This is a genomic window from Vibrio gangliei (assembly GCF_026001925.1).
Lineage (GTDB): Bacteria > Pseudomonadota > Gammaproteobacteria > Enterobacterales > Vibrionaceae > Vibrio > Vibrio gangliei.
Genome location: NZ_AP021871.1, coordinates 66,732 through 85,652, shown reverse-complemented (window position 1 = coordinate 85,652; position 18,921 = coordinate 66,732). Strand labels below are relative to the sequence as shown.

Genomic DNA, 18,921 nt, shown 5'->3' with positions numbered 1-18,921 from the left:
TAGTCCGTCAGTCTCCCTCGGTAATCAAATTAGTACATCTTAGCGATCAAATTGGTAAAAAATTAGACATGTAGATGAATGCCCACCTTAAAAAATAGACAGCGGGTTGGGCTGGGTGATTTTTCTGGTGTTAGACGCCAGCAACCCATGCGGCAGAATGGTTGCTCACTTACTCGTCTATTTTTAGCGGGAATTCTTAGCCAACTGTATGCGCTCTATGCGGATATTAGTTCCCGTGTTATGGGTGTTATCGGTCGTTATGCCCCCCAGCAACATGAATATTCGATTGATGAATCGATACTATATTTCAGGAATATACAAAAGGTCATTCCAGACCTTACCGCCCATGCAGCAAAAATACGAAAAGATGTTTATCGCTTATGCAAAATACCTGTTTGCGTAGGTGGTGGAAGTTCGATCACTCTATCGAAGATAGCAAACAGAGTCGCTAAGAAAGAGCGTTCGCTTGATGGTGTCCTTGTTATAGAAAGTGAAGATGTAAGGCTAAGAGCCCTTAAATCAACGCCTTTAACTGATGTTTGGGGGGTTGGGCGAAGATTGGCACCTAAATTAAATCTAATGGGTATAAAAACGGCCTATGACCTTTCTCAAATGAACTTATCAGTTGCAAGAAATCAGTTTTCAGTAAATCTTGAAAGAACAGTTCGAGAGCTGAATGGTCAGGTATGTTTTCATTGGGATGATATTGAGCCAGATCAGAGGCAAATTTTTTCCACTCGCTCCCTTGGCACCAAGCTTTATGATTTAGAGTTAATACTCCAAGCGCTGTCTAAACATGCAGGAGTAGCAGCAACAAAGGCTAGGAAAAAAAACTTAAAAGCAAAGGCCGTAGTGTGTTTTATTTCAACCTCTGCATTTCAAGATGAACCAGTTTACTTAAAAGGTGTTCATGAGTTTGAATATGCAACGAACGATACAATAGCCATCACAAGAGCCGTAAACCACGTAGGAAAAAAGTTGTTTCGTGAGGGTGTGGCTTTTTCAAAAGTTGGTGTTGGTTTGTTGGATTTGACCAATGCAAAAAACAGTCAAATGGATATGTTTAACCCTGAACCAGATAACCCTAAATTAATGCAGGCAATGGATGTGATTAACAGCCGTTATGGGCGTGATACGCTTTTTGTTGGTGCTCAGGGATGCGAGCAAAAGTGGGATATGAGGCGCGAATTTCTATCCAAAGAATATACAACAAACTGGAATGACATACCGGTTGTTAACTCTGGTATTAAAGCGATGTGAGGCATCAAAGGAATGGTAAAGAAAAAGTTTAAGGTTACTCTAGCTGAATCAGCACCTTATGAGTTTATTGAATTGAAGGAAAGATTCGATTGCTCATCTCCGTCATTTTCAAATTACACAATCGTTTGGGTTGATGTGGCAAAGCTGGTGGAGCTATCCGAAATTGATCCATTTTCCAGTTTTTTGCCGCATGTAAACCAATGGTCAAAGGAAAAGAAAGAGCTTTACATTAATCTAATGAAACCTGACCCCGAGTTAGATTGCTTGGGGACGCCATTTGTATCGTTCACTACACATGAAACGACAACAAAGCGATTTGGGTTCTTCAAACAAAGAACAGTAACAAGATCTGTCGGTTTTATAGATGGCAGACACCGAGCTCGTATCTGTGAGTATTTGGGCGCAAAGAGAATACCAGTAATAACCCACGTTTCTCATAAAGCAGATTTCGAACAATATTGCACCTAATCCAAGCGCCCACCAGCAAACGAAACAATTTACGATTAAAAGACCATATTTTGCTTTTCTTTGTTTAAGAGGATTTCTTTTTTAGCTGCAACATGCTTTGCAATGCCTCTTTCGTACTCATGTGGGAGAGAAATAAAGTTTCATACTAAACAGTCAAATAACCCTGTTCGTACCGTTCTAAATGATACGTAACCCCAAAAAAAGATTCATACTAATTTCTACAACCAAGTCTGAATCGGGCTATCACTGAGTATTAAAGTATCATACTGGTTTCTTCATCACAGCCCCAACCAACGCTTTCAAACTCGTTTTTGGACAGAAATGAGTTATTCACAACTTATAGTTGACTTATGCGTATGAGATTCAGATAGCGCTTCCTTCATCCTAAGTCGAGCAGAAAATAACGCTCCATAAACACACTCATCTTTTCATACAAACTTAATATGACCCGCTGTTGATTTATATCTTTCGGGCTGTATTATTACGCTCCGTAAATTCAGTCTTATTACATAAATAGTCGAGTTATCATGAAAAAATCAATCTTACTTTCGAGCTGTTTGTTCATTTCTTTTTTATCGACCGCTTCAACATTGAACGACTCGCTCTATTCTATAGAACAACGCACCTTGGGACGCATAGGCGTATCAGTTTTAGATTCAACGGATCAACAATGGCACTATAAAGGGAATGAAAGGTTCCCTATGATGAGTACATTCAAGACATTAGCATGTGCAAAAATGCTACAGGACTCTGATAGAGACATTTTAGATATAAGTACAATGGCGCCAGTAAAATCCGATGAACTAATCGCTTGGTCACCAATAACAAAAAACATGGTTGGCAGTTCAATTACCATTGAAAATGCTTGTGAAGCTACGATGAAGACTAGTGATAATACTGCTGCAAACATAGTCTTAAAGCACATCGGAGGCCCACAGGGTGTCACTGCTTTTCTACGTTTGATCGGAGATAAAGTAACTCAATTAGATCGTTTTGAACCTGAACTAAACCAAGCCAAAGCTGATGACCTACGTGATACAACGACGCCAAATGCGATGAATAAGACCCTATATCATATTTTATTCGAAGATGTATTAGCTCAAAATTCAAAAAAACAACTTAAGGAATGGATGCAAGGGAACACTGTTTCCGATTCTTTACTCCGTTCTGTTTTACCAAAAGGGTGGTCTATTGCAGATCGTTCTGGTGCAGGAGCTAACGGTTCGCGCGGTATTACAGCAGCAATTTGGACTGACGAGCGCGAGCCATTAATCATTAGCATCTACCTGACACAAACCAACCTTTCTATGCCAGAACGTAATCAAGTTATTAATGAAATTGGTAAGGCTATTTTCGAAGAGTATGCTGTAAAATAACTAGATGAGATTGTCATACTGTTGACAATAGATATGCCGTAGAGAACAAAATGGGGTTGTACGGCATATTGACCACCTTCGTTGCTTGGCTATAACTCATTTTGGGGCATTTTCGATTTAGGAATGGCAGCGTATCGATTGCGATCGCTGCCATTTTAGTATGATACTTTAATACTAAGTATGAATCTTTATTACTTGGTATGAGACTTTATTACTCTCTCACAACTCATCATCACTCATTCGGTCTATCGTTCTACGATCATAGGAAGAATGAAATTCATTTCTTCCTGACATATTGGCCATGTAATCAATTAGCTGTTGTACGATCTGACTATCAGATTTTCCTTTTAGATTAACCATGCAGATTTCATCAAATATTTCAATTAGACGCTCTTTGAGTGGGTTATCTAAGTAATTCCACATTTGAGAAACAGAGGAACCTTGCTCTGTTACAGATCCGGTTAGTAGCTTGTATGTATAGGTTTCGCTGCTGCTACCGCCTCTATTGATTAAACCTTTTATTACAAGGTGATCATAGTGTTCCATAGATTAACTTCCCTATTAATGATGCTGCCAATGTTGCGACCAACACTTATTCACAATATTGGTGTATAAGTGTGTGGATTATGGATTGTCGTTATCGAAAAAATTAACGTATTGACCATGCAGCTTACACTCAAACTCAAGGGGTTGTTTGATTAATTCGGTTTTATGCGCTCTGGTTCGGAATGGTTTTTTGTAAGATGTGACAGAGAACTGACCAGAACAGATAAGTAGACCTAAGTTGTATCGTTTTCCAATCCCCTGCTCACCTTGGATGGTTACTTTGGCTCGATGCGCTGAGCCGCTTTCACGTCTTGCTCTTATTTCTAGTTCGGTGCCAGTCATTTTGGAAAAATATTGAATAAGGTCTAGCTGGTTGGCCATCAAAAAAATGCTAGGTTGCTGGTGGATTTGAGTGGCTTTTCCCTTTGGTTTGATTTTTTTGATGGTTGATTCAATTCCAATAGACTTTAAGGCCAGCTTATCTTCTTCCGCGTAAGCCATTTCTACATGAAAGTAACGACATACAGGAGTAACACCAATACCGTTTAACAAAAGGCTAGAGTATGCAGGGTGCTTTGAAATATTAATGTTTTCTACATTTTGAATGAATTGTGGAAATCGTAACGGTAGGCGCTTCGGGTTTTTACCTTCTGCTATCATCAATGTGATCCAGTTTTCCTTTATTGGCTCCCAAAGTTGCATTAATGCTTCTAGTTGCTCTTGTGTAACCTTGTATATCTGACGGATGTATGTAGGAGGAACGCTGGTGGTTTTACCGCCCTCGCTATCAACCGTTGTAAATTCTGGTGTGCATTCTTCGATTGTCTTAATGAGGCGTAGTGATTGAAGCTCACTATAAAAGTGTTGCTCTAATGCAAAATGCTCAAACCAATCTTGGCTATTGCTCATAACCCGTTAACCTTTGTGAATTATAATACTTGTGTTATGTTTATTGTATTGCTTCTATGGATACCGCTTTGGGGATTTATGGCTAAATATATAAATGCTTCTGATATTGGAAAAACCAATTTTTGTCCAATGAATTATTATTACGACTTTCACAGTATCAGTGATGTAAGTAATGCAGCCAAAATTAGACGTTTAGAGGGGATTGCCGCTCATAATGTGCTGAACGAAAAGGTTGTGTCCCATCAGAGTCGTCAGTCACTATTATTAAGATTTTGGAGATGGCTTGTCTCTTTATTCCGATGATTTTGTCGGAGTATGCCCCTGCGTCTGAATTTTATCCAAAAAAATGCCATTGACAGTATCAATGGCATTTTTATATTAGCAGAATAAAACTTTAGAATTACTAAATATCTATTCCTTTTTTGTTCTATTCGGTGTTTTTTCTGTAAGAAACTACAATGTTGAACAAAAAATACACACGGAAAAATCCGTGTGTGTTTTTGTTGTTATAGTTCAATGCTGTTTCCAAGAAAGAATCCTTGAGCGGGATCGTTTCTTGATGGCTCATAATCGTGCCAGTTAGCATCTTTATTGTATGAGAACTTCAGTGGGTATCTTAGTTGGTCTAAGTGGTTGTTGAACAATTTAAGCCCAATACCATGAAGCTCTTTTGTATCTTCAAACAAATCCAGTTCCCTGACCTTTTCCGGTAGACCTAGTAACTCGATAGCTTGTTCAATGTTATGTTTGCCAATCCACGCATAAGCATTGATATTTCCATAAGTGCCGTAGCCCTCATAGCCATCAATGGGGATAGGTTCACTTCCATCATATTGAAGTAAATAAATCGTTCTCTTTGCGTTTTTGTGGTTGCTATAAACATTGGCAATGCTTTCTTGTGTGTCACAAGTAGTAAATGAGAAAAATCCCATGATGTATCCCTTTTGTTCGTTAGATAAAAGGGATTACCCCACAAGGGAGTAATCCCTTGTGGGGTTGAAGTTATTGCTTAAATGAAGCCACGTTCACGAAATGAAGTGATTTCATCCTCTGCAATAATGAAGTGATCAACTACGTTAACCTCGATGAGTTTTAGTGCATCGATTAACCGTCTGGTGATTGTCCTGTCAGCCTGTGATGGCTCACTAACACCGCTCGGATGGTTATGCAGAAGAATTATATTTTTTGCTTTGCCTTTTAGGGCAACTTTTAACACTTCTCTTGGATAAACTGATGCGCTGTCGATTGTTCCCTCAAAAATAATATCTGTTTTGATGAACTGTTTATTTTCATCTAACAGGATTACTGCGAAACGTTCACGCTCAGCCGTTCTGAGAATTGTTTGTAGGTAGCCTTTGATTTGCTCTGGTGATGTACAGTCAAGATTTTCGTTCCTGATTTTTTGCTCGAAAATATTACGGGCAAGATATAGAACTTCGTCTTCACGTACACTTAGTGTTTCTTCAATTTTCATGGTGTGATTCCTTTAATTGAGATCACACCCCCATAAGGAGTGTGAGTCCCTATGGGGTTTAAATTGATATGAATTAATGAACAGAAAATAAACCTCTTTCTGCTAGAGAATGAATGTCATCGCTTGATGCGATGATGCAATCCAAAACTCTGCAATCAATTAGGTTCAGTTTATTCCTGATGTGATTGGCCAGCTTTAGGTCAGTATCCGTAGATACTGATGCACAATCTGTGTTTGGTTGGCAGCTCAGTAATATGACTGCGTTACCGTTTTCAGTTAGTAGTTTTTCAACAAGTGGCCGCATGTCCATTGAATGAACGTCTGCTTCAGATACCTCAATTTCATGAATACAGAGAACATGGTGTTGATTATCTAAAATCAGCGCCTTATACCCTTTATCCGTAAATCCTTGTTTTTGAATAAACTGCTTAGTTTTTGTTGGTGAAGTAAGCTTAATTGATTTGTCTCGTAATTTTTTAGAGTAAATCTGCTCTGTTAAATACAAAACAAGTTCTTCGTTCACTTCAAGTAATTGGTCGTTGATGTGTAATTTTAAATCGGTGCTCATGGTGTGTCCTTAATTTATAAGATCACACCCCGCAAGGAGTGTGATCTCCTTACGGATGGTTGTAATAGTTATTAACCTAGCGGCAAACTTGTTTACATGTGCCCTCTCTCGACCAGTGAAATAATCTCTTTCTCACAAACAATAAGGTGATCTAAGAAAGTTACGTCAACTGTGCCAAGGAAAGCTCTTGCCTTTTGGTTGATAGCTTGGATGTGAGTTTTCGTATCTGATTGTAGTAACCGACTACTATGTGCAAGACAAGCAAATTTAACTTTACTGTCCTTCATAAAGTCGTTTAACCCCTCGAACGAATATCCCGTTACCTTTACAGCCTTTGAGCCGATTAGTTCGTTTTTTTCTCCTAATGCAATCATAACAAAGCGATCATGAGTAAAGATTCCTTGCATGGTGCCAAGGTACTCTTTAACTAGAACAGGGGTAGTCAATGCTTGCCCATTGTCTTTTAGTCGCTTCTCGAACAAGCGCTGCTCAAGTGACAACACATTGTTCGGATTTGCTTGATTGCTATTGCTAAAACCAGCTTCATTGCTGATGCCAGATTTTGATTGGAGTTTTTTCATAGTCAGTTTCCATTAGTTTTGCGACAAGCGCGGTTGGTCAGTAATAGCCCTAGATGTAGAGCCTTACTGTGTTTGTTATAAATTTGTTTTAGTAATACTTGTCACCTTCAACAAAGAGCCAAGTATCCCGATCAACAATTTGACAAAGTTCGTGGTGGTTTATAGCAAAGGCTTTTGCTTCTTCGAAATCATCAAAAGAGATGATGATGTCGTGCATTCCGCCATGTGCGTATGGTTCGGCCATTTCAAAAACCACATATTTTTTTGGTTTTTCAAGTCCGCATTTGAATTCATATTCGAATTCATCTTCATGTATTGGTGTTTTTTTAAATAAGCTCATTACATAACCTCGTTTAAATGGTTAATTGATGTATCCACCAGCAGCTCACTTAGTGCTTTATGGATGTTATTCATGGCTCTTTGCGTTATTTGCTGTTCAACCAGCAGTTCAGGAGTGCCCTGTTCTGTAGTATCAAGCCAAATATCTGCATTAATGCCATTGGATAAAGCATTTACATCGGCAGTGTTAATATCATTCAACACATTCTTATTTAAAAGCCACTTAGTAAACTCAACCGGTTGCTTGTCGTTTGCCGCACAAGCGCGGTCGAAATCTAAGTAGGCATATACTTCTTTGATTGATGTTTCGATCTCGGGACAAGCATTAAACAACTCATTCATATCAATGAGGGGCTCATGACCCATCACCACTAGGTGTTGGTTAATGTGATTGAATGTCTCGTAGGTCGCATTGTGCTCATTTATGCCTACAAACAAATGATAAATCGAAGTATCTATAAACTTAAACTTTGGCTCGAAAGATAAATCCAGTGCTTTTTCAAATAAGCAGATACCTTTAAAGCGGTTCGAGAAATATAGCGCTTGTTTAACATAGTATTTGATAGCAACGTTTGAGGTTAGGTTGTTCATGGTGTATCTCCGTTAATAAATTTCGGAATACACCACCCCTTTCGGGCTATGTATCCCGATTGGGTTTGTTTGAGTCAGATTCATTACTGAGTAATGGTTTTGATCTCTATGCTGTATAGGTCTTCATCGCAGTTCGAACAAAAAGCAGTATAACCATCGGAAACAAATTCCTTGCCGGTGTGTACCTTTTGATTGCAACGATCACATACTTGAATGGTGGTTGGTGGAGCGCACTTGTTTTGACAAATACTATCCACGCAGTTTTTACAGGTCATGGTTTACCCCTTGTAAGTGTTAAGCTAACAAATAGACTTCTTTGTTATACCGAAAATCAATCATGTACTTGATTGACGTTACTAATTGAATCGCTATGTAAGCTGCAAGCAATGCGTCAAAAATATCTCTATGAGCGCTGCTCAATACCGCCACTTTTAATGCGAGACAAATGGTATTCACAAAGACAAACATTCCCATTGATTCGGAAATCAAAATCACAGATGTTTTCCAAATATTGCCTTTACATAACATGAGGGTGTTCAAGGTGTTTTGTGCTGTTAATGCACACCAAAAGTAATAAAAGTTCATAGGGAACTCCGTTGATTTGGGCACATTAGCCCCTTTGGGCAGATGTGCCCATTAGGGTTTTAGTATTGAGTTTTATTACCGGTAGCTATGTATCTAGCTTAATTTGGTAATAACTCGTACTGTTCTTGAGGAAGTGTATCGAAGTGAGCTTTACATTCTTTGTATGACTCGCCCTCGAAAATTACCTCTCCTGATTCAATATCAAATAGTTCCCACCAAGCACTGTCAGTGAAATAGCAAATTTGCTTTGATATTTTTAAATCGAATTTAGTTTGATTTGGCATGGCCGCGTCCTTAAAAAACGCATCCACCCCAAAGGGCAGATGCGCCCATTGTTGGGATGAAATTGACTTTGACTAAATCAATTAGATTGATGGTGGAGTGAAGTTACCACCTACAGGGTTGTATTGCTGGTTGTTCTGCGGTGCGTTTTGGTACTGCTGCGGTTGAGCTGGTGCCCGTTTCGCTTTAGAACTATGCGTTAGCACACGATTGATAAAGAACGTATATGAAACACGCTCTTTGCCCTCGTTGTCGTTGTACTTACTCGTAGAGCAGGCGCAATCAACATACAGGAAGTCACCTTTTGCAATGTTTAGCTTGGAAATTCGTTGAGATTTAATGCGCAGGTTTACCCATTGCGTTTCATCTTTATACTCATTTCCAATTTTTTGTGTGGTTTTCGCGGCTAGGCTAATTGAAGCCCACTCACCCGAGCAATCAACTTTGCTAACAAGACCAGATAACTGGAATTGGTTAACTTGAAGCTCTGATTGACCGGTGGCCACACCAAGAATGCCGTAATCAACCTTAACATCCACGAAAGTGGTTTTATTTTGGTTTTTCACTTGGCCTTGGACTAATAACCAATCATTAATATTGGCGTGAAGAACACCATCAAGACGGATCTCAATGAATGTGTCTTTGCCGTTCTTATTTGGTTTGCGTAACCAGACACTAGATAGGCCAGCTTGTTCGTTGAATTTTTTGCTAACAACGGAACCGCCAACGATGCCTGAGTTGTGGTTGAAAGTATTCATAGTAAGTACCTTTTAGTTTTGAAATAAATTTCGATTGGGTAATCAAAACAAAGAAACCTACAGCTATGTTGCTGTAAGACTGGCTTTGATGTTGGGTTGCGTACACCAAGCAAAACGCAAACAAGCCACAGAAATAATCTGATTGGCCTGATGGTTGTGTATGGAATACTGTTGGTTAGTCCTAGGAGGACATAGGGAGTTGCCAAGAAAGGCTGGTGGTATGGGCTAAAACGCTTCTCTAAGAGTGCCCGAGAGAGAAGTGAGTGTTTGAGTCTTTAATTTTGCACAGGGGGGAATAATTGTCAATAAAGCGCATTATTACCACGGTAATAATCTGCGAAATTAGGGAACAATGTGAATTGCTTCTGATAGAAACAAAAGCAAATCACCTTATTGCCAGGTCTTATTATGGTTATGGTATGGCAAAGTGTTCGGGTTGGATTCCGATCATATCTGCCCACTTACCAAGCATAATAGCTGAGAAATAGACAATAACGACAATCAGAACAATGGCACCGGTTAATTTGAGGAAAAATGGTTTCATGGGGTGCGTTACTCCTTGGTTTTATAATGCAGTCCATAATATTGCTTCGCACTCGCGGCCACCTTGAGCTGTTTTATCTTCCACCAGCACGACCAAGCCCAGTTTTTCAAGTGCCTGAAGTGTTTTGATTTGCGTACCTATATCTTGGCTTGTTGCAGGCTTATTGAGTGATTTCAGCGATTCTAATGCTTTTTCTTGAGCCGGTGTGAGTTTTTTAGCCATGTGTTCCTCCGAGTTATTTGATTTCTTCAGGTATGGTGTCATTTAAGTCGTGAATGGTTGAGCAATTACGGCACTTAATTAAAACGGCTGGCTTGAACTTTCGTTCAACGTCACTTATGTCATGGCCAGTCAAATCTATGCTGAACGTAAACATGTCATTGCATCCACAGTTGCCACAAATAATATGTAATTTCGCCATTACCATGCTTTCACCTTCCTAATTGCTGTTGCCTGTTTTGTTATCATAACAACCTATCAAGTATAGTTGGTTGCCACCAATTTAATAATCCCCACTCGCTATGTGTTACTTGCGAACATGGGCTATTTTGGCCTCGTATAATTCATTTAATGCTTTGAATTGCTCTGTTGGTAGGCAAGCCCATAAATTGCTAATTACGGTGTGTGTGACGTTGTATGACTGTTCGATGCCTTGGTTTTCGCTTTCTACTGCTGCGTTAGCTAGAGCGCTCGCAAGCGATTCAAGTTCTTTTGTGTTCATCATTTGTGCCTTGTAATTCAAACTGCTGGTGGTTTTAATCTTCAAAATATTCGCGAGCAATGGTCTGTGCTAGTTCGTAAGAGCTGCAGCGAGTTCCCATTGGTGGAATTAAGTGAGCGTGGCTATGTTTCATGAGCCAGTGGTAGAGAATATCTTTTATTTCAGACTCACTTAGCTCCCCTGTCATATTGTTCACCCACTCGGCTAAATGGTTAAACGGGATGAATGTGATGATCTTCTTGATGGTTTCTACCGTATCCATTGTGATGGACTCCAATTTCGATTTGGCTTTTGAATCACGCTCGTGAAGCATATCTGTGTGGTTTTCAAAGCGAGTTTCAGTTTGAACATTTAGGCAAGGAAACGCTTGCTCTTTAAAGCTGGTGGTGATGTGGTAGCTCTTGGTGCCATTCGAACGAATGAAGTCATCGATGCGCTTCACCATTTTTGGAACTGTGTCTTCCGCTTCAACAAGCGCTTTCAGCTTTACCTTTGTTGGGCTGGATGTATTGAAATACTCTCTAAAAAAAGCCTTTGCATAACCGTTCTCGGCCACTTTATTGCGTGTGAGCATCTTGGCGATAGCGTTTGATACACAAAGCTGTGTCTTGTTATATGGGACTATTGGAAAGTATTTCATATTCAACCTCGCTCAATTGATTATGAAATGAATTATAATACTTGTGTTATATAATACAAGTGTTATGTTAGTGATAAATTCCTTTACTGGTTATTAGTGCTGGATACTCGGTAACACCAAAGGTTTGGGTTAATGGGTAGCCGTTGGCCGGTATGATTTTAATGTTGCTCGGGATGCCTGCCCTTACCTTGTTGAAGCTTTCTAAGTCTCGAACCTCAACCACGACAATCATTGCACCTAGGCGTTGGAGTTCGTTGATGTTGGTGTTTAGCCAATTGATTGAGTATGTGTCGGAACCAATGACCGCAATAGGCTGAGTCGCTTTGGTTGGTTTACGTTCTGTTTGGGCTGAAGCGTTTAAGCTCATCGAGTTTGTCTGTACAGGAAAGACCATCTTTTCCATTGACTGTATGAGTTCTTCTTTTGATGCCTCGCCCGCTTCTACCTTTTTAGCCATTTGCATTGCGATTTCGGTGTTTTGGGATTGCTTTATCTTGATGAGTGCTTCGTTGTACTTGTCATTGCCAATGGCGGTGCCAATGTCCATCGTGCGCAGGGTTGCTGTGCTACCGGTTATGTCTTGAACTTGATTTGCCAGAGTGAATGGTGAAGCTAGGCAAAGTGTTAGAAGTAGAGTGTATGGTTTTGTTGTTGGAGTTTTCATTTATTTGAAGCCTCAGCTAGTAATTGGTTGTGATCGGCAAGACGTGAGATTTTCTTTTTATAAATTCGCATGTAGCGATCATAGTGTTTTTTAACTGATGGATTGTGGTAGTAACCCGCTGCTTCCACCCAATTTCCGCGAGCTTTGTAGCCCTCCTTTAGAACCTCGCAAGCCACTTCGATATTTGTCCGAATATCCGTGAGTTCCCATAGTGTGTAACCCCTATGCTTTTGCCAGTACCAATTTAATTGCATGATTCCAACGTCAAATGATTGGTAGCCCTTTTTGATGAGCTTTTGGGCGAACTGATATAGTTCTTCCCTACTTGCAAAGTGATATGACTTCCCTTTCCAGTTTAATGAGTAGTGCCAAACAGAGGATGAGCCATTGGCCATACCGGTTTCAGTTTCAGTTAACGCAATCCCATACAATGCTTCAGGTGGTACGTTGCATTGGTGTGCGATTTTTTGGAAGCCTACCGGTACAGCCGATTGCGCGGTGGCACTGCAGCTTATCGATAAGGCGATTGCTGTAATTGCTGTGATCGCCTTTTTTGATTTTCCAAATCTAAGTATGGCCATGACAAGAATCACTTATTCAGTTCGATTATTTGTGAGCCTTGATTGCTTTGAGTAACAGCAAAAGGAATCTTGTATTTGGTTAATTTGCTATTGGCAATTTCACCATTCTCTATGTTCAAGGTGATCGAACCGGATGAAACTGCTGATGACTTAATGCCGTTGTTATAAGCAAAATCAGTAATCTGTTTGTTGCTTGAGTCTTTGAAGTAAATATCAAGCTTGTTGTTGGTTGAGTTCGATAGCACTAGATCGGAAACAAACTCTTTGCACTTTTTGCTGGCGTCACAGTTGGCCGCGTTTATGAATAAGCTAGTAAGAGATGTTTTGTTTTCAGGAAGCTGTTCGGCAAAACCAAATTTGCTTGTAGTTTTGCTTTTCCAAGAGCGCATTACTTCATTGTGCTCCATTTCTACCTGCACCCCAATTCTTGCGAATTGAAGCTCTTTCTTTTCTCGTTCTTCTTTTAGTTTGTACGCAAGCTCTGCGTAGTGTCTGCGTTCCTCGTCTGATTTAGCCTCGGCACCAAGAGCAACAATTGGACTGATGTTTGGTGTCCAGTATTTTCTAGGTGTGTACTCCATGATGTATTTGAACTTAGCCATTTCTTCATTGGTTAATAAGAATGATTCGGCAATGGCTTTGTCCTTTTCGCTCAGCTCAATTCCAAATCCGTTCACATCAATGCTTTCAAGTTGAGTATCAGAGCTAGTGGATGTTTGCTCGGTTGTAACGACCTTAGCGGCATTCGCGATACTTGGTGCCCCAAACAGAATTAGTGTCGAGATTAATGTGGCTGCTTTTGATTTGGTTAAAGTCAATTTCATATCTTGTCCTTACTCGGCAATTAGTGAACCAATTTTGTGTGCTTTGCTTTTCACATCCACTCGGTCAGGTGTGATCTTAATGATTGTTAAGTCCCCCACTTGCTCACCGACCTCTGCTATGTATGCGCCACGTTTCGGATCGTTGAAGATTGATTGAGCGATTCCATTGGTCACATTGATACCGAGTAAAGAGCTGCCGTTTAGTGACTTGTTTATCTCACTTTGCGTAAGAAGAACTGATGATTTCAAATTGGTTGATTTCTTCTTTTGCGTTTCGATAAATTGATTGTATTTGTTAACTGCAGAAGCAACTTTCTGTGCGACTTCGTTGTGCTTGGCTGTTAAGTTTCGTAAATCGTTTTTTATTGCGTTTAGTTCAGATGAAGAAAGCTCTGACCCTGATGGTGCGTGTAGCTTTTCAATTGCGCTTTGTTGTTCACGCATAGCAAGGCTCACTTGCGAAAGTGTTTGCTTTGTTTCGGTGATTTGAGATTCAATTTTCTGGCGCTCTTTGAGAAATGTTTCGTTGTCCACTTTTGATTTGATGCTGTTACTGAGTTGTCCAACTTCCCCGCGCAACGCAGTTACCGATTTAGAAATGTCTTTGATGTTGTTACTTGCTACCTGCGTGTCAGATTTAGATGAGAGTGGGTTCCCAACTAGAATTAAAAAGCTGACGGCACCCAATGCAGATAGACTTAGAATTGTGTTAAGAAAATTCCAACGCCATTTGGGGTTATTACTATCGCTCGACTTCCTAATGTCAGTTGCGTTTTCATTTTCTCTAGTTGGTTCTTCCGTGTTGGTTTCTCCACTCTGGTGCTCTGGATTGGTTTTAGTTTCACTGATGTTTTGCTCTGCGGTGTTTGGATCTTCTTGTTTTGTGTGTGTGCCAGTGCTTTCGGTATTTGCCGTATCCAAATCGTTAAGTGAAATTGTTGGATCTACTTTTTCGTTTAGAACGTCAAAGTCTTTATCTTGATTCTTATCTTTGCTCATTGTCTTTAATCCGATTAATTAGATTTGTATTCGATTGAAATGGTGCGTGATACTTTGTCTTTGTTGATGGCAAAGCTATTACCAACTAATGCTTGAATGACTTGCTCGATGGTTGTGTACTCAAACTTACGTTGGGTGCGTGGGATCTTTCTCATGAGTACCGTGCGTGTTTCAGGATCAAACTTTGTGCGATCTTCTAGGTCGTAACCGGTTGGTAGTAATGAGTAATTTACAGCTTGGCCGATTGTGATTAATGACGCTGGAAAGGTAATTGATGAAATATTTGAAATTGGATCTTCTTGGCGACTATCTGCACCAACTTTTACCAAGCTTAGCCCGTCTTCAATGTAAACATTTTGCGCGTTAGCGAATGATGATGCTGAAAGCAAAGCTAATAATGGAATGATGGATTTTTTAAATTGCATTTTTACCCTACCTGATAATTGGTTTTGATGTTGGCACATTAAAACTGGATTTTATTAGGCTGGCTAATTTAGGCGGTTTATTAGAATGCAGAAAAGGATAAGGCCAACTAGTTATAAACCAGTTGGCCTCATTGGATTTCTAATTAAAGAAATGTTTTCAGTAGAATCATGGTTTCAAGTGCATAGAAGCTCATTCGGGATGAGTTCTAATATGATTCGCACCGATACCTACTAATAGGCATCAAGGGTGTTACGTTTTTTCAGGGGTATAACACTCCCCTGCGAAAGATTATCCATACAAAGGATTATCCATACAAGCTATTTAACTTTTATTTTAAATAATTAATTTTAAATAGGGTTGGTTTGTGCAATTTGATACGTGTTGTTTGTGCAATTTGATATATAGATTTGTGCAATTTGATATATTGGTTTGCGCAATTTGACACCGCAATTTGTGCAATTTGATAGCCAGTAGTTAAGATGAAATATTAGGTAATATTTTATAATTTGTGCAATTTGATAATTGGTTTAATAGTCTAGTTTGTTCAATTTGACAGCGTTGCAGTTTCGCTATTTGTGCATTTTGATATGTTTAGTTTGTGCAATTTGATTCGAATTATATGCAATAAAAAAGCGAGTTTTCACTCGCTTTTTTGGGGAGGAGTTTGCTTATTTTGATAATGGGTTTTCTTCCATTATTTCTTTTCGCTGTTGAACTTTTTCTTTCACCACCTGCTCTTGTTCTTCTGGTGAAAGTAATGGGCGAACATCTTCTTCAGGCTTGGTTTTCAGTTTAGGTGCGAACGTTGAACGCTCTGTTCCTGCAAGAACACCTTCCGTTAGTGTTATTCTTTTATTTTCTTCAATTGCTTGCTGTGCGCGTTGCGTGTTTGATTTTAGCTCTGCTCGTGTGATACCGGTTGGGTGCCAGCGGAACACATTCGAGTAGATTTTCCAGAACGCATTTGCAACTGTTAGGTTCACGTTTCTTGCTGCAGCTTCGTCAATGATTGCGATTGCTTTTTGGAACAAATTGAATCGAATAATCTCATCAGCATCACGCAGCATCCAGAAGACGTGCAAGCCGATATTTGTGCGTAAATGCACATCGAAAACTGACATTTTTTTCGGCTGCTTGATAGAGCCAGAAACGTTTCTAAATTTGGCTTGAGCTAATTGTTTGAGATATTGATCTGCCGAGGCCAAGACTTCTTCTGCTTCCAAAATATTCGCGTGAATATCCATAATAACCTGATCTGCAAACGGGTCATCATTAGCTGCGGCATCTTCGATTCGGCGTAGAATGTCATCAAACTTTGTTAAACCTGCTCGTGCAAATTTGTTTTCTTTTCTTTCTTCGCCTTTATAAAGACCGATGGCTATGTTGGTGTAGAAGCTAGTTTTAAGCTCAATAGAACCAAGATTGCCTTTTGCTTTTTGCCCCTTGTTGATCGCGACTTTATCAAAGAGATTGTCATCATCAAAAACAATCGTCCCACCTAGGTGTTCAGACTCAAGTAAGTTATCTTTTTCCATTGTGTTATCACCTTAATATGAAGTTGTATTGGTGTTCATTTAGAGTTGCTTCAATTGTCGCGATTGGATAGTGCAGCAAAACTTTTGATAGTTTTAACAAAAATCGTGCGTATTCCAGACGTTCAATTTCTATGTTTCTGTGTGTGCCAAACTCGGATTTGATGATCTCAACTAATCGAAATTCATCAGCGATACCAAGCTTGCGCTTTCCTCTATCGAGGAAATCAGATGAATAAAATGTGGCTATAGTGCGTTTATTGCATCTAAGTATTGGTTTAAAAATTTTGATGGCGGTTTGGCGCTTAATCCCAGAATTTAGACAGTCCTCCATCAAGATGTTTACACTGATTATGTGCTCATATTCCGTCATAAAGTGTGCAATGTTTTCGTTCAGTAAAGGCAGCTTTTGATGGTTAGAAATGTAGTGGTTCAAGGCAATGATAAGCTCGTGCCTTAACGTACAATTTGATAGCAATAAGTAGTGTTCTCTGTTTAGCCCGTATAAGCATTCTATGCTGCGTCTTTGATACTCTTTAATGGATTTACTAAAGAAAAGAGAGAGCATATTTAGTTGCTTAATGGTGATAAGCTGAAGCGTATCTACATTCATGTTTAAAATCTCATTACGAAAATATAGAAATTTTCTTTATGATTGAGTTCGTTAATAGCTGGCTCAAGTCACCGGATTTAACGATCTCATCTACGGTGCCAACAATTTTTTTTGCGGTTTCTTCTGTTAAGTTCAATAAGCCAATTGTTTTGGTGTCTTTGACATATAATGCAGATCTTACCGTTCCAACCGTAGATAAAATGATTTTGATTTGAATGTTAGGGCTGAACATGTTTGCTACTCCATATCTAAGCTTGCTTTAACAATATTTTCGAAAAATGCCTGTCTATTTTCACTGCAAATAAACGGGTGCCCTTTAGGGTTAGGCAAATTTGCCATTCCTTTGTAGACCAAATCGATTGATAGATTGACCCTTAGAAATTGTTGGAAAAGTTCAGGTTCAACGTGAATTTGCTTTGCAGCTTTTACGTAATCAAATGCTGATTTTGTTAGTGCTTCAGAGCGAATCAAATCTAAAGTCGTGATCGCGTCCAGAGCTACTTCTTGACTAGTTATCATTGAAATCTCCTTGATATTTCAAGCATCTTGTCTTGCGTTCTGATTCGATTGGTTGTTTGCATGTAATTACAAATAATTTGCTCGTAGTTAAGATCGGCCAAAGGTAGAACCTCATCTTTATCAGGCATTGAGTTGGCCAGAATCGTAAAAAACTGACGCCAAAGGTTGACGATTATTTTTGGTGATTGGCGTTCTGGGGCGTCAGTTAATGGAACGATTTCAAACTGATTGTTTGTATCAATATCCATGTACGGTGTTAGCTTTAGCCTTAAACACTCCGAATAAGTGTTCCTGAAACAAAGAACGCCAGAGGTTTCAATTAAGAAGATATATAAAGCAACAAAGTCTGATAAAAATGTTTTTAGGTTGCCTTCTTTTGAATTGGTTGCTGAGTTTCTATAAACGATCTCATCGCAAATGCTTTTGTCTAAGTTAACAACAAATCTATTTTGAGCTGATTCATTTTGAACTATGCACAAGCCAGAGGCGGGCAAAATATCGTTTGCATAATTAATGAGAGATTGGACGTTTGCATTGAATGAGCGCCCTTTTAACTTCTCAGAAATTATTTTTAGCGTAGGTGCGGTATGTAAGGTTGCGCAGCTTTTTACAGCTTCCTCAATGTCCTCAAAATCAATATCAACAAACTCGCACATGAACGCTTCTAGTTCAGCAATTGTTTCTACGTAAACACGTTCTGAAAAAATATCAGCATACCTGCTAAGGTGAATATATCTATTGAATGTATTTCGTGAAATATGCTGCCGATAAGAACCCATCGAACAAAATTGAGAATATGACAATCTCTGATCGACTTGAGTTGTCTTCAATCTATATAAACACGCTGCAATAGAAATTTTATTCGCTATTGTTCTAGGTTTACTCACCAGTCTAGTAAGTTTTTTGTTAATTGCCTTTGAGTCGTTCATTTTCGAAATCCATGATGCTTTGATAGTTAATTTGACTATCAATTGCTAAATCAATTTGACTGTCACATTCATGAATTAAATTGTATTGATTAGGTTGATGCGTTGTGATTTTTTAACCACCAAATAAATAAAAGTGTGACGTGAGTCACCTAATGTTTATTTATTAATATATTTATCCTTACTTTTATTAAA

Annotated in this window: 28 protein-coding genes; 3 read left to right on the top strand and 25 right to left on the bottom strand. The window is 39.2% G+C overall.

What is annotated here, in order from left to right; all coding sequences use genetic code 11:
• Positions 1-78 precede the first annotated feature (78 nt).
• The 3 genes from Vgang_RS16890 to Vgang_RS16880 all read left to right on the top strand — a co-directional run bounded on the left by Vgang_RS16890 (position 79) and on the right by Vgang_RS16880 (position 3,104).
• Complete coding sequence (locus Vgang_RS16890) at positions 79-1,260, top strand: DUF4113 domain-containing protein (RefSeq protein ID WP_105903518.1); 1,182 nt, start codon at positions 79-81, stop codon at positions 1,258-1,260.
• A gap of 12 nt (positions 1,261-1,272) precedes the next feature.
• Positions 1,273-1,728: a hypothetical protein gene (locus tag Vgang_RS16885; protein WP_105903519.1), complete on the top strand. Its 456-nt coding sequence runs from the start codon at positions 1,273-1,275 to the stop codon at positions 1,726-1,728.
• A 527-nt stretch (positions 1,729-2,255) separates the two neighbouring features.
• Positions 2,256-3,104, top strand: a complete 849-nt coding sequence (locus Vgang_RS16880) for a GMA family class A beta-lactamase GMA-1 (protein WP_012774820.1) — start codon at positions 2,256-2,258, stop codon at positions 3,102-3,104.
• A gap of 219 nt (positions 3,105-3,323) precedes the next feature.
• Here Vgang_RS16880 and Vgang_RS16875 read toward each other — a convergent pair whose 3' ends face one another.
• From Vgang_RS16875 to Vgang_RS16755, 25 genes are all read right to left on the bottom strand, one after another.
• Complete coding sequence (locus Vgang_RS16875; RefSeq protein WP_105903520.1) at positions 3,324-3,650, bottom strand: hypothetical protein; 327 nt, start codon at positions 3,648-3,650, stop codon at positions 3,324-3,326.
• Between the two features lie 78 nt (positions 3,651-3,728).
• Positions 3,729-4,559: a hypothetical protein gene (locus Vgang_RS16870; protein ID WP_105903521.1), complete on the bottom strand. Its 831-nt coding sequence runs from the start codon at positions 4,557-4,559 to the stop codon at positions 3,729-3,731.
• Between the two features lie 506 nt (positions 4,560-5,065).
• Positions 5,066-5,491, bottom strand: a complete 426-nt coding sequence (locus Vgang_RS16865) for a hypothetical protein (RefSeq protein WP_105903522.1) — start codon at positions 5,489-5,491, stop codon at positions 5,066-5,068.
• 77 nt (positions 5,492-5,568) lie between these two features.
• Positions 5,569-6,033, bottom strand: coding sequence for a JAB domain-containing protein (locus Vgang_RS16860; RefSeq protein WP_105903523.1), 465 nt, complete (start codon positions 6,031-6,033; stop codon positions 5,569-5,571).
• A 73-nt stretch (positions 6,034-6,106) separates the two neighbouring features.
• Positions 6,107-6,601, bottom strand: a complete 495-nt coding sequence (locus Vgang_RS16855; protein ID WP_105903524.1) for a JAB domain-containing protein — start codon at positions 6,599-6,601, stop codon at positions 6,107-6,109.
• A 92-nt stretch (positions 6,602-6,693) separates the two neighbouring features.
• Positions 6,694-7,182, bottom strand: a complete 489-nt coding sequence (locus Vgang_RS16850; RefSeq protein ID WP_105903525.1) for a Mov34/MPN/PAD-1 family protein — start codon at positions 7,180-7,182, stop codon at positions 6,694-6,696.
• Positions 7,183-7,270: 88 nt separating this feature from the next.
• Positions 7,271-7,522, bottom strand: a complete 252-nt coding sequence (locus Vgang_RS16845) for a hypothetical protein (protein ID WP_105903526.1) — start codon at positions 7,520-7,522, stop codon at positions 7,271-7,273.
• The gene (locus Vgang_RS16840) at positions 7,522-8,112 is read right to left on the bottom strand and encodes a hypothetical protein (RefSeq protein ID WP_105903527.1); all 591 of its coding nucleotides are present in this window, start codon (positions 8,110-8,112) and stop codon (positions 7,522-7,524) included. The genes Vgang_RS16845 and Vgang_RS16840 overlap by 1 nt, the downstream gene beginning before the upstream one ends.
• 294 nt (positions 8,113-8,406) lie before the next feature.
• Positions 8,407-8,697 (bottom strand): hypothetical protein, encoded by a 291-nt coding sequence (locus Vgang_RS16835; RefSeq protein ID WP_105903528.1) that lies wholly within the window; start codon positions 8,695-8,697, stop codon positions 8,407-8,409.
• Between the two features lie 98 nt (positions 8,698-8,795).
• A complete protein-coding gene (locus tag Vgang_RS16830; protein WP_105903529.1) occupies positions 8,796-8,981 on the bottom strand; it encodes a hypothetical protein in 186 nt (61 codons plus the stop codon).
• An 81-nt stretch (positions 8,982-9,062) separates the two neighbouring features.
• Positions 9,063-9,737: a single stranded DNA-binding domain-containing protein gene (locus tag Vgang_RS16825; RefSeq protein ID WP_105903530.1), complete on the bottom strand. Its 675-nt coding sequence runs from the start codon at positions 9,735-9,737 to the stop codon at positions 9,063-9,065.
• A gap of 412 nt (positions 9,738-10,149) precedes the next feature.
• Positions 10,150-10,281: a hypothetical protein gene (locus Vgang_RS16820; protein ID WP_264923656.1), complete on the bottom strand. Its 132-nt coding sequence runs from the start codon at positions 10,279-10,281 to the stop codon at positions 10,150-10,152.
• A 21-nt stretch (positions 10,282-10,302) separates the two neighbouring features.
• Positions 10,303-10,503, bottom strand: coding sequence for a hypothetical protein (locus tag Vgang_RS16815; RefSeq protein ID WP_105903531.1), 201 nt, complete (start codon positions 10,501-10,503; stop codon positions 10,303-10,305).
• A gap of 304 nt (positions 10,504-10,807) precedes the next feature.
• Positions 10,808-11,005 carry a hypothetical protein gene (locus Vgang_RS16810; protein ID WP_170066862.1) on the bottom strand — a complete coding sequence of 66 codons (198 nt, stop codon included), beginning with the start codon at positions 11,003-11,005 and terminating at the stop codon, positions 10,808-10,810.
• Between the two features lie 31 nt (positions 11,006-11,036).
• Entirely contained in the window at positions 11,037-11,642 is a 606-nt protein-coding gene (locus tag Vgang_RS16805) for a hypothetical protein (protein WP_105903534.1), read from the bottom strand.
• Between the two features lie 67 nt (positions 11,643-11,709).
• Positions 11,710-12,306 (bottom strand): PFL_4695 family integrating conjugative element protein, encoded by a 597-nt coding sequence (locus tag Vgang_RS16800; RefSeq protein WP_105903535.1) that lies wholly within the window; start codon positions 12,304-12,306, stop codon positions 11,710-11,712.
• Positions 12,303-12,887, bottom strand: coding sequence for a transglycosylase SLT domain-containing protein (locus Vgang_RS16795; RefSeq protein ID WP_157946049.1), 585 nt, complete (start codon positions 12,885-12,887; stop codon positions 12,303-12,305). Before Vgang_RS16795 ends, Vgang_RS16800 begins: the two co-directional genes overlap by 4 nt.
• Before the next feature lie 8 nt (positions 12,888-12,895).
• Positions 12,896-13,711 (bottom strand): hypothetical protein, encoded by an 816-nt coding sequence (locus Vgang_RS16790; protein WP_105903537.1) that lies wholly within the window; start codon positions 13,709-13,711, stop codon positions 12,896-12,898.
• 9 nt (positions 13,712-13,720) lie between these two features.
• Positions 13,721-14,710, bottom strand: coding sequence for a hypothetical protein (locus Vgang_RS16785; RefSeq protein ID WP_105903538.1), 990 nt, complete (start codon positions 14,708-14,710; stop codon positions 13,721-13,723).
• Between the two features lie 14 nt (positions 14,711-14,724).
• On the bottom strand, positions 14,725-15,135 hold the full coding sequence (locus Vgang_RS16780; RefSeq protein WP_105903539.1) for a hypothetical protein: 411 nt from the start codon (positions 15,133-15,135) through the stop codon (positions 14,725-14,727).
• A gap of 669 nt (positions 15,136-15,804) precedes the next feature.
• Positions 15,805-16,671, bottom strand: coding sequence for an AcaB family transcriptional regulator (locus tag Vgang_RS16775; protein WP_105903540.1), 867 nt, complete (start codon positions 16,669-16,671; stop codon positions 15,805-15,807).
• A gap of 7 nt (positions 16,672-16,678) precedes the next feature.
• Positions 16,679-17,281, bottom strand: a complete 603-nt coding sequence (locus tag Vgang_RS16770) for a hypothetical protein (protein WP_105903541.1) — start codon at positions 17,279-17,281, stop codon at positions 16,679-16,681.
• 13 nt (positions 17,282-17,294) lie between these two features.
• Positions 17,295-17,513 carry a hypothetical protein gene (locus Vgang_RS16765; RefSeq protein WP_105903542.1) on the bottom strand — a complete coding sequence of 73 codons (219 nt, stop codon included), beginning with the start codon at positions 17,511-17,513 and terminating at the stop codon, positions 17,295-17,297.
• A gap of 5 nt (positions 17,514-17,518) precedes the next feature.
• Positions 17,519-17,800 carry a hypothetical protein gene (locus Vgang_RS16760; protein ID WP_105903543.1) on the bottom strand — a complete coding sequence of 94 codons (282 nt, stop codon included), beginning with the start codon at positions 17,798-17,800 and terminating at the stop codon, positions 17,519-17,521.
• Positions 17,797-18,729 carry a hypothetical protein gene (locus Vgang_RS16755; protein ID WP_105903544.1) on the bottom strand — a complete coding sequence of 311 codons (933 nt, stop codon included), beginning with the start codon at positions 18,727-18,729 and terminating at the stop codon, positions 17,797-17,799. Before Vgang_RS16755 ends, Vgang_RS16760 begins: the two co-directional genes overlap by 4 nt.
• Positions 18,730-18,921: the final 192 nt, after the last annotated feature.

Excerpts from the sequence above, each read along its gene's own strand:
- Vgang_RS16810 (WP_170066862.1), bottom strand. The coding sequence starts at position 11,005 with ATGATGAACACAAAAGAACTTGAATCGCTTGCGAGCGCTCTAGCTAAC.
- Vgang_RS16790 (WP_105903537.1), bottom strand. The coding sequence starts at position 13,711 with ATGAAATTGACTTTAACCAAATCAAAAGCAGCCACATTAATCTCGACA.
- Vgang_RS16820 (WP_264923656.1), bottom strand. The coding sequence starts at position 10,281 with ATGAAACCATTTTTCCTCAAATTAACCGGTGCCATTGTTCTGATTGTC.
- Vgang_RS16770 (WP_105903541.1), bottom strand. The coding sequence starts at position 17,281 with ATGAATGTAGATACGCTTCAGCTTATCACCATTAAGCAACTAAATATG.
- Vgang_RS16795 (WP_157946049.1), bottom strand. The coding sequence starts at position 12,887 with ATGGCCATACTTAGATTTGGAAAATCAAAAAAGGCGATCACAGCAATT.
- Vgang_RS16870 (WP_105903521.1), bottom strand. The coding sequence starts at position 4,559 with ATGAGCAATAGCCAAGATTGGTTTGAGCATTTTGCATTAGAGCAACAC.
- Vgang_RS16835 (WP_105903528.1), bottom strand. The coding sequence starts at position 8,697 with ATGAACTTTTATTACTTTTGGTGTGCATTAACAGCACAAAACACCTTG.
- Vgang_RS16865 (WP_105903522.1), bottom strand. The coding sequence starts at position 5,491 with ATGGGATTTTTCTCATTTACTACTTGTGACACACAAGAAAGCATTGCC.
- Vgang_RS16755 (WP_105903544.1), bottom strand. The coding sequence starts at position 18,729 with ATGAACGACTCAAAGGCAATTAACAAAAAACTTACTAGACTGGTGAGT.
- Vgang_RS16800 (WP_105903535.1), bottom strand. The coding sequence starts at position 12,306 with ATGAAAACTCCAACAACAAAACCATACACTCTACTTCTAACACTTTGC.
- Vgang_RS16785 (WP_105903538.1), bottom strand. The coding sequence starts at position 14,710 with ATGAGCAAAGATAAGAATCAAGATAAAGACTTTGACGTTCTAAACGAA.
- Vgang_RS16885 (WP_105903519.1), top strand. The coding sequence starts at position 1,273 with ATGGTAAAGAAAAAGTTTAAGGTTACTCTAGCTGAATCAGCACCTTAT.
- Vgang_RS16875 (WP_105903520.1), bottom strand. The coding sequence starts at position 3,650 with ATGGAACACTATGATCACCTTGTAATAAAAGGTTTAATCAATAGAGGC.
- Vgang_RS16805 (WP_105903534.1), bottom strand. The coding sequence starts at position 11,642 with ATGAAATACTTTCCAATAGTCCCATATAACAAGACACAGCTTTGTGTA.
- Vgang_RS16890 (WP_105903518.1), top strand. The coding sequence starts at position 79 with ATGCCCACCTTAAAAAATAGACAGCGGGTTGGGCTGGGTGATTTTTCT.
- Vgang_RS16760 (WP_105903543.1), bottom strand. The coding sequence starts at position 17,800 with ATGATAACTAGTCAAGAAGTAGCTCTGGACGCGATCACGACTTTAGAT.
- Vgang_RS16840 (WP_105903527.1), bottom strand. The coding sequence starts at position 8,112 with ATGAACAACCTAACCTCAAACGTTGCTATCAAATACTATGTTAAACAA.
- Vgang_RS16780 (WP_105903539.1), bottom strand. The coding sequence starts at position 15,135 with ATGCAATTTAAAAAATCCATCATTCCATTATTAGCTTTGCTTTCAGCA.
- Vgang_RS16830 (WP_105903529.1), bottom strand. The coding sequence starts at position 8,981 with ATGCCAAATCAAACTAAATTCGATTTAAAAATATCAAAGCAAATTTGC.
- Vgang_RS16860 (WP_105903523.1), bottom strand. The coding sequence starts at position 6,033 with ATGAAAATTGAAGAAACACTAAGTGTACGTGAAGACGAAGTTCTATAT.
- Vgang_RS16825 (WP_105903530.1), bottom strand. The coding sequence starts at position 9,737 with ATGAATACTTTCAACCACAACTCAGGCATCGTTGGCGGTTCCGTTGTT.
- Vgang_RS16815 (WP_105903531.1), bottom strand. The coding sequence starts at position 10,503 with ATGGCTAAAAAACTCACACCGGCTCAAGAAAAAGCATTAGAATCGCTG.
- Vgang_RS16775 (WP_105903540.1), bottom strand. The coding sequence starts at position 16,671 with ATGGAAAAAGATAACTTACTTGAGTCTGAACACCTAGGTGGGACGATT.
- Vgang_RS16850 (WP_105903525.1), bottom strand. The coding sequence starts at position 7,182 with ATGAAAAAACTCCAATCAAAATCTGGCATCAGCAATGAAGCTGGTTTT.
- Vgang_RS16880 (WP_012774820.1), top strand. The coding sequence starts at position 2,256 with ATGAAAAAATCAATCTTACTTTCGAGCTGTTTGTTCATTTCTTTTTTA.
- Vgang_RS16855 (WP_105903524.1), bottom strand. The coding sequence starts at position 6,601 with ATGAGCACCGATTTAAAATTACACATCAACGACCAATTACTTGAAGTG.
- Vgang_RS16845 (WP_105903526.1), bottom strand. The coding sequence starts at position 7,522 with ATGAGCTTATTTAAAAAAACACCAATACATGAAGATGAATTCGAATAT.
- Vgang_RS16765 (WP_105903542.1), bottom strand. The coding sequence starts at position 17,513 with ATGTTCAGCCCTAACATTCAAATCAAAATCATTTTATCTACGGTTGGA.